At 69.2% G+C, this 7,404-nt stretch carries 8 protein-coding genes; 1 reads left to right on the forward strand and 7 read right to left on the reverse strand.

Features of this window, described 5'->3' with window-relative positions:
• Positions 1 to 180: 180 nt before the first annotated feature.
• From ABZ319_RS32950 to ABZ319_RS32975, 6 genes are all read right to left on the reverse strand, one after another.
• A complete protein-coding gene (locus ABZ319_RS32950) occupies positions 181 to 960 on the reverse strand; it encodes a MerR family transcriptional regulator (protein ID WP_354990452.1) in 780 nt (259 codons plus the stop codon).
• Positions 961 to 1,067: 107 nt separating this feature from the next.
• Positions 1,068 to 2,582 (reverse strand): NAD(P)/FAD-dependent oxidoreductase, encoded by a 1,515-nt coding sequence (locus tag ABZ319_RS32955; protein WP_354990459.1) that lies wholly within the window; start codon positions 2,580 to 2,582, stop codon positions 1,068 to 1,070.
• A gap of 5 nt (positions 2,583 to 2,587) precedes the next feature.
• Entirely contained in the window at positions 2,588 to 3,508 is a 921-nt protein-coding gene (locus ABZ319_RS32960) for a ferritin-like domain-containing protein (RefSeq protein ID WP_354990453.1), read from the reverse strand.
• A gap of 1 nt (position 3,509) precedes the next feature.
• Positions 3,510 to 4,415 (reverse strand): SDR family NAD(P)-dependent oxidoreductase, encoded by a 906-nt coding sequence (locus tag ABZ319_RS32965; protein ID WP_354990454.1) that lies wholly within the window; start codon positions 4,413 to 4,415, stop codon positions 3,510 to 3,512.
• A gap of 2 nt (positions 4,416 to 4,417) precedes the next feature.
• Entirely contained in the window at positions 4,418 to 5,410 is a 993-nt protein-coding gene (locus ABZ319_RS32970) for an alpha/beta hydrolase (protein ID WP_354990455.1), read from the reverse strand.
• Positions 5,411 to 5,514: 104 nt separating this feature from the next.
• Positions 5,515 to 5,850: a hypothetical protein gene (locus ABZ319_RS32975; protein ID WP_354990456.1), complete on the reverse strand. Its 336-nt coding sequence runs from the start codon at positions 5,848 to 5,850 to the stop codon at positions 5,515 to 5,517.
• A gap of 248 nt (positions 5,851 to 6,098) precedes the next feature.
• Here ABZ319_RS32975 and ABZ319_RS32980 point away from each other — a divergent pair, with 248 nt between their 5' ends.
• A complete protein-coding gene (locus ABZ319_RS32980; RefSeq protein ID WP_354990457.1) occupies positions 6,099 to 6,845 on the forward strand; it encodes a helix-turn-helix domain-containing protein in 747 nt (248 codons plus the stop codon).
• Positions 6,846 to 7,008: 163 nt separating this feature from the next.
• Here the strand turns inward: ABZ319_RS32980 and ABZ319_RS32985 are convergent.
• On the reverse strand, positions 7,009 to 7,404 hold a 396-nt coding region (locus ABZ319_RS32985; RefSeq protein ID WP_354990458.1), incomplete at its 5' end, for a DUF6545 domain-containing protein.

Here is a 7,404-nt window from a genome sequence, read left to right on the forward strand (position 1 = left end):
GGCGACCCATGCGGACACGGCTCGAACCGGTCGAGAGCGTCGCTGGAGCCCGGCTGCCGCGGAGCGTGTTCGGAGGCTCGCGCCGAGTGGTAGCCGAGCGGCACAGATGGCACCGGCGGCGCGGAGGGAGCTGGGCGCGAAAGCGCGGCGGTACGGGGGCGCGGGTAGCGCGACGACCGGTCAGGGCTTGGCTTGTTTTGCCGCGCCGCGCTGCTCGGCGGCCGTCTCCAGGTAGGAGCCGAGCTCGTTCTGCAGCACCCGGTCCAACGCCTGGGCGAGGGTGTTCTGGACCGCGGTGACACCGAGTTCGCGCAAGTGATTGAGCATCTTCGTGAGCGCCGCGGTTTCGGCGTCGGTGTCCGGGAGCCAGCCCGGGCCGTGGTCGGTGATGATCTGATCTTTCGCGGCGGTCACCATGAGCCGGGCGATGTCGTCCACCCGCTGCCCGACCGCGGCGTACACGTCGATGAGGCCGTCGAGACCGTAGCCGTATCCGTGCAACGCGGCGAAGGTCGCGAGCAGTTCGGGCTGGGTGAATTCGACGATGTCCGCGTGTGAGCGGATCAGGCCCAGGTCCTCCAGCCGCTCGAGCTCCGCCCCGGTCACCGGGGCCGACTCCGCATCACCGAGGAACGTATCCACCAGCTCGCGCGGAACCTCCAGCGGCGCTTCGGATTTGCCCCAGGTCGCGGTGACGGCCTGTTGCAGCCCGAGCACCTCGGTGAGATCCTTGCCGGTCTCCCAGCTGGTGATGAAGTCCGCGATGTGCGCGGAGGTGAAGCCGCGCTGCAGCAGCGCGTCGATGATGCGCAGCCGCCCCAGGTGCGAGTCGTCGTAGATCAGCGCGCGCCCGCTGCGCCGCGTCGGCGTGGGCAGCAGGCCGCGTTCCTGATACGCGCGCACGTTGCGGGTGGTCATCCCCGCGGCCTGGGCGAGATCGTCGATGCGGTACTCCGCCATCCTGTGCTCGCCCTCCCTGTCGCGCGGTTGCCGGTCGACCGGGGCCGCCGCCCACGCCCCGGGACGCGTGAGCATCGCGGAGACGGGCGGCACCCCCGGTGACGACATTAGCCGAGCGAGACGGGAATTCCGTGGTCGGCACCCGTGACCCGGGCCGCGTCCCGCGGGGTGAGCAGGAAGTCGTCCGGCTCCACCCGGGCGAGTTGCCGCACGAACTGCGTGCCGAAGCCGGGGAACATGGTCGAGTTGAAACCGTCCTCGGTGAGGTACCAGCTGCGGCAGCCCGAGTTCCAGGTGGTGGCCCCGAGGCGCGCCTGGATGCGGGCGTTGTAGCGGTCCTGCCGATCGCGGCGCACCTCGAGCATCCGCAGATCCCGCTTCAGCAGCAGCGCGATCGCGTCGGTCAGGTACTCGATCTGGGCTTCCATGTAGACCAGCGCCGAATTGTGCCCCGGCCCCGAGTTCGGCCCGAAGGTCAGGAACAGATTCGGGTAGCCGGCGACGGTGACGCTCTTGTACGCGTACGCGCCCCGGCTCCACTCCTCACCGAGCACCCGCCCGTCCCGCCCCGTGATGGGAATGGGCGCACCGGCTTTGGACACATCGAAGCCCGTCGCGAACACGATGCAGTCGGCCTGATGCTCGATGCCCTCGGCGGTGCGGATGCCGTTCGGCGACAGCTGCGCGATGGGCCAGGTGATGAGCTTGCAGTTCTCGCGCTGCAGCGCCGGGTAGTAGTCGTTGCTGATCAGCAGCCGCTTGCATCCGGCCCGGAAGTCCGGGGTGAGCTGCCGCCGGAGCCACGGGTCCCGAACCTGGGATCGCAAGTGCGCCAGTGCGACCGACTCCACCACGCGCGTCAGCGGCGAGGTCCACACGACGCCCAGGGCCACCGACTCGTGGCCCCAGAACCACGCGTCGCGCGCCAGCTTCTGGGTCAGCGGCGCCTGCCGGTACAGCTGCTTGGTCACCGCGTTCGTGCGCCGGTTCACCCGGGGCAGCACCCAGCCCGGGGTCCGCTGGAACACCTTGACCGAGGCGGCCGTGTTCACCAGCTCCGGAATGATCTGCACCGCGCTCGCGCCGGTGCCGATCACCGCCACCTTCTTACCGGCGAAGTCGTAGTCGTGATCCCAGCGGGCACTGTGGATCTTGTGCCCGGTGTAGCTGTCGATGCCCGGCATCTTCGGGAAGCTGGCGTTGGACAGCGGTCCCGACGCGACGATGACCGTGCGCGCCTTCACCTTTCGCCGACCGGCGCCGAAGGAGATGTCCCACAGACCGCTGGTCTCGTCGAACACCATCCCGGTCACGGTGTGCCCGAAGCGAATGTAGGGGCGAATCCCGAACTTCTCCACCATGGACTCGATGTAGCCCAGGATCTCGCCGCTGCCGGAGTAGGTGTGGGACCAGTCCGGATTCGGGGCGAACCCGAACGAGTACAGCCGCGACGGGATGTCGCAGGCCGCGCCCGGATAGGTGTTGTCCCGCCAGGTCCCGCCGACCCGGGTATCGCGCTCGAAGATCGCGAAGTCGGTGATGCCCTTCTGCCGCAACCGGATCGCCGCGCCGATACCGGCGAATCCAGCGCCGATGACGGCCACGTCCAGCGGCTTGTTCATGGCGCTCACGCGACCGGCTCGTACGTGAGTTCCTTGGACCAGCTCGGCGCCGCGCCCAGGAAGCGTTCGGGAATCCGCGCGGTCACCTTGACCATAGCGTCGGCGAACAGGTGGTAGGGATGATCGCGATTGATCACCCAGCCGCTGTGCATCTTGACGATCCGGTACATCGGCACCCGGTTCGCGATCGGGGTCCGCTCACCCACCGCCTTGAACTTGCGCATGGCCGCGTAGAGCTTCTCCTCGTCCACGCCCATCTCGACGATGGTGTCGCGCATCTTGTTCAGCAGCGGCACGTAGCTGAGCACTCCGATGAGGAACGACGGCTTCACCCAGCCGCCGACCAGTTCGGCGGCGAGCTTGCGCGCGGTGGCGTGCCCGAGCAGCTCCATGACCGCGTAATCGGTGGCCAGATGCCGGGATTCGTCGTTGTTGATCCGCTTGAACACCTCCTGCGCGACCGGGTCCTCGATCTCGTCGGTGATGAACTTGATGAGCGCGCCGTCCAGCGCCACCTCGAGCATGGGGATGACGGTGCCCAGGAACGAGAGCGACATGTCGTCGGCGTGCTTGTCCAGGAAGTCGATCACCAGCTTCACGTTGATGTTCGGCTCCGGGATCTCGTCCCCGTCGAGCATCCCCCAGCGCCGCATGAGCGCCAGTTCGGCGTTGGCGTGCCGCTGTTCCTCGGCGTGGAAGTACCGGTAGATCTGCTTGAGGGTCTCGGTGGGCGCCTTCTGCGCCATGGCCGCGAACCCACGCGCGCCGACGTTCTCGATCCACATGAGATCGGCCATGAAGGGCTTGAGCTTGGCGTGCAGGTCCGGGGCGATGAGCTCGGCGCCCGGTGCGTCCCAGTCGATGTCGGCCAGCGCCCACTGCTTGGCCTCGATCATGCCGAGCATCTTGTCGAAGTCGAAGGACATGTCAGACTCCCGTCTTTTCCGTACTAGTCCCGGTCGTGGCCGGGGCGGGCGAATCATGCTGGGGCAGTACTCGATTGAGCACCCCGAGCCCCTGCGCGTAGAGCGCCGGGAAGTGCCGCTTGAGCAGCCACACCGCATGCGCGTCGAGCTGGGGCAGCACGTAGAGCCGGCCGTGATCGTGCGAGTCCAGGGTGGTGCGGGCGACGCGTTCGGGCGAGAAGCCGGTCCAGCGCATGAGTTCGGCGGCCAGGCGCGAGGCCCCGGTGCCGATGCGCCCGTCCCGCACCACGTTCGTCTGCACGAAGGTGGGGCACAGCACGGTCACCGCGACCCCGCTGCCGGACAGCTCCGCGGCCAGGGTCTCCGACAGTGACAGCACCCCGGCCTTGGACACGTTGTAGACCGCCATGCCCGGGGCCGCCGCGAAACCCGCCGCCGAGGCGACGTTGATGATGCCGCCGCGCCCGGCGGCGCGCAGCTGTGGCGCGAAGATCTCACAGCCGTGCACCACGCCCCACAGGTTGATGCCCAGCGCCCACTGCCAGTCGTCGAATCCGATCTGCCCCACCGGCTTTCCGCCGATGCCGACCCCGGCGTTGTTGATGACCAGGGTGGGCGGACCGTGGAAGATGAGCTCGGCGTGCAGGGCCAGACTCTCGACGTCGGCACGGCGCGAGACATCGCAGAACACCGCGTGCGCGGGCCGCCCGTAGGTGCGCTCGATCAGCCGCGCGGTCTCGTCGGCGCGATCCTTGTCGATGTCGGCGCACACCACTTCACCACCGCGCGCGGCGATTTCGAGGGCGAAGGCCCGGCCGATGCCGCTGCCCGCCCCGGTGACCACGGCCTTGGCCGCATGCGATCGCCGGGCGCCGAAGACCGGCAGTATCCCGTCCAATATGCCCATGATCAGCTCACTTTCGCGCGGGCGGCGTCCGCGAGCGCGGACGAGATGAATTCCCGGGTGCGGCGCAGCGCCGGCACGGCTTCGGGGACCAGCAGCGGCAACGCTTGGAACACGTGGATGCGCCCCGGCCACAGTTCGAGGTCACAGCGCACCCCGGCGGCGACCGCCATGTCGCGCAGCAGTTCCGCGTCGCCCGCGAGCATCTCGCCCGCGCTGGCCTGCACCAGCAGCGGCGGGAGCGCCGAGCCCGGCGGGATGTCCAGGCGCAGGCGCGGTGAATCCGGCTGCTGCCCTTCGGTGTACAGCTCGATCAGGCGGCGGCCGGTCAGCGCGGGCGCCATCGGATCGGGCAGTTCCCGATCGCGGCGCTCGGCCAGGGTCAGGGTGAGGTCCATCAAAGGGGAGAACATGAACACGCCCGCTGGCTGCGGTGTGCCCGCGCGCTGGTTCTGCAGCAGCAGGTCCATGGCCAGGTGGCCGCCCGCGGAGTCACCGCCGATCACCAGGTCCTCGGGGCGGTGACCGTTGTCCAGAAGCCAGCGGTACCCGGCGGCGATGTCGTCGGCGGCGGCCGGGAAGCGGTGTTCGGGGGCGAGGCGGTAGTCGACGAGGAAGACCGGCAGGCCGGTCAGCTTCGACAGGCGCGAGGCCAGGCCGCGGTGGGTCCGCGCCGAGCACACCACGTAGCCGCTGCCGTGGATGTAGTAGATGGCGCGCTCGCCCTGCTCGACCCCGGCGGCCCGCACCCACTCCCCGCGCACCCGGCCCGAACGCACCGTGTCCACCCGGGTGCCCGGCAGCGGCGGCCCGAAGGCGGCCATGACGCCGGCGATGAGCCCGCGTCCCGCCTGGATGCCGACACGATTGCGCGGTAGCAAACCATTGATCCGGCGCAGGCCCGCCACCGACGCGTGTGCCGCGAGCCGTGCCTGGCGCGAGGCCGTCTCGGGTACCACCGCCGATACAAAGGTCGCCTTTGACCCTGTTCTCGTCATACCTCAGACAATCATCGATCAATGCGCCATTTGTCAATGGCACATTGATTACGGATTGTCACGCGCGGAGACGCCGGATAGCGCGAACCACCCGCCCGACCGGGTCAGATCGCGCGACGGCGCAACCGGATGACGTTCGCGAAGTGGAGCAGGAAGCCACCGGTCAGCAGGAGCAGCAGCGCGATCAGGACGTGGCCGTGCGCGGCCAGCACGGCGGCCGCGCCCAGACTCAGCGCACCCAGCAGGGCCAACAGCACCTCACCTCCGGGAGCCCCGTCGTCGGGCGGCAGACCCTGCGTGCCGACCGGATCCGACACCGGTTGCGCGACAAGGGATCCCGGCGGCGGGACCAGCCATTGCGGCATCATCGGCACGGGATCGCTCGGCCCGTGGTGGGCAACACCGGTTCCGGCGCCGAGCTTGTGGACCCTTCGAGCCATCGAACTACCTCGCAGAACAAGAACGCATTCCAGCAGCAAGCCCCCAGTAAATCACCCGGCCTCGGCTTTGTCGGGCGGCACACGAAAGATCACTTTTGCGGCAATGCGGCGGACCCCGCGGCCGCCACGCGCACCCCGGCCCGGCAACCGCCCCGCGACCGCCCGGTGCGAACCGGCCGCACCCGGCGGGTAGTTTTGTCGCGGAAGCAACGACAGGCGTGCGCAGTGGGTTCTTGGAGGTAGGGCGGATGGTCGAGCCGCATATGGCCATTGCGGGTTACCTGCGCGAACGCCGCGAAGCGTCCCGGCTGACCCGCAGCGAGCTGGCCCGGATCGCCGGGGTCTCCGAGGGCCTGATCCAGAAGCTCGAACAGGGCACCCGGCCGCCGACCCACACCACGCTGAGTGCGCTCTTCGAGGCGTTGAACGTGCCGCAAATGTATCGGGACTACGCGAACACCGTCCTGCAGCCCGAGCTGACGACCATCGCCATCGAGCAGTCCGCGCCGAACGCGGCCGAGATGCGATTCCTGAACGGCCTGCCCGCCCCGTCCTGCTACCTGACCGCGCTGGCGCTGGATCTGCTGGCCGCGAACGAGCCCTTCCGGCAGACCTTCCCGGGACTAGAACCCGGGATGAACATCATCGCGTACACGCTGCTGGACCCACGTGCCCGCGTGGTGCTGCACAACTGGGAACGCGAGGCGCACATCCTGGTGCAGTCCTTCCGGCACATGGCGCCCGGCGTCACCGATCCGGCGCGGATCGAGGAGATCAAACGCGAGTGCGCCCGCTCCCCGGATTTCGAACGACTGTGGAACACCGACATCCCGCCCGCGGAATTCGACTGGCGGCCCATGCTCATCCGGCCGCTCGAGGGCGGGGACTGGCGGGCGGTGCACGTGCGCATCTGGGTCGGCGAGGAGCCGCACCGGGGCCGCTGGGTGTACACCCTGCTGCCGGATCCGGGTGAACAAGCACCACTCCGGCCGTAAACCGGAGCGGTGCAAGCGATTTGGACGGGCACGGTGTTCGATGAAGGGGATACCGAACACCGCCCCCGCATCGGAAAGGATAGCCCCAACTTTCGCATTCGTCAGGTCGGAGTACCGAGAGATTTCCGCAACCTGACCGTAATACGGTCTTGTACAGGGCTTTTCACTGTTCGACCGGTAGGGAATCGCCGGTTTCGAGCAGCACGGCCGGCACCACCGGCGAGCCGCGGTACGCGGTGGAAACCGCCACCAGCCAACCGAGTTCGCCCAGGAAGGTGGGCCGGTCCGGACGGCGGAAGCTCTCCCCGCGATCCACGGCCACCGCGCCGGCCCGGTAGGCGCGCAGGGCCATCGCGATCCGCGCGGCCTCCACCGCGGCGGCGCGGTCGCGCTCGCGCACCCCGAGCCGTTCGACCGTCCGCTCGGCCCGGGCGGTGTCCTCGGGGGTCAGGTGGGGTTGCAGCAGGAGCAGCGCGTCCCGGATCTCGATGACCCTGCGGTACACCAGGTCCCGGGGCGCACGGCGGGTCTCGGGGGCCGCCCGCGCCACCTCGGGGAC

This window comes from Nocardia sp. NPDC005978, assembly GCF_040614455.1.
In the GTDB taxonomy this organism is placed as follows: domain Bacteria; phylum Actinomycetota; class Actinomycetes; order Mycobacteriales; family Mycobacteriaceae; genus Nocardia.

Excerpts from the sequence above, each read along its gene's own strand:
- ABZ319_RS32950 (WP_354990452.1), bottom strand. The coding sequence starts at position 960 with ATGGCGGAGTACCGCATCGACGATCTCGCCCAGGCCGCGGGGATGACC.
- ABZ319_RS32955 (WP_354990459.1), bottom strand. The coding sequence starts at position 2,582 with ATGAACAAGCCGCTGGACGTGGCCGTCATCGGCGCTGGATTCGCCGGT.
- ABZ319_RS32960 (WP_354990453.1), bottom strand. The coding sequence starts at position 3,508 with ATGTCCTTCGACTTCGACAAGATGCTCGGCATGATCGAGGCCAAGCAG.
- ABZ319_RS32965 (WP_354990454.1), bottom strand. The coding sequence starts at position 4,415 with ATGGGCATATTGGACGGGATACTGCCGGTCTTCGGCGCCCGGCGATCG.
- ABZ319_RS32970 (WP_354990455.1), bottom strand. The coding sequence starts at position 5,410 with ATGACGAGAACAGGGTCAAAGGCGACCTTTGTATCGGCGGTGGTACCC.
- ABZ319_RS32975 (WP_354990456.1), bottom strand. The coding sequence starts at position 5,850 with ATGGCTCGAAGGGTCCACAAGCTCGGCGCCGGAACCGGTGTTGCCCAC.
- ABZ319_RS32980 (WP_354990457.1), top strand. The coding sequence starts at position 6,099 with ATGGTCGAGCCGCATATGGCCATTGCGGGTTACCTGCGCGAACGCCGC.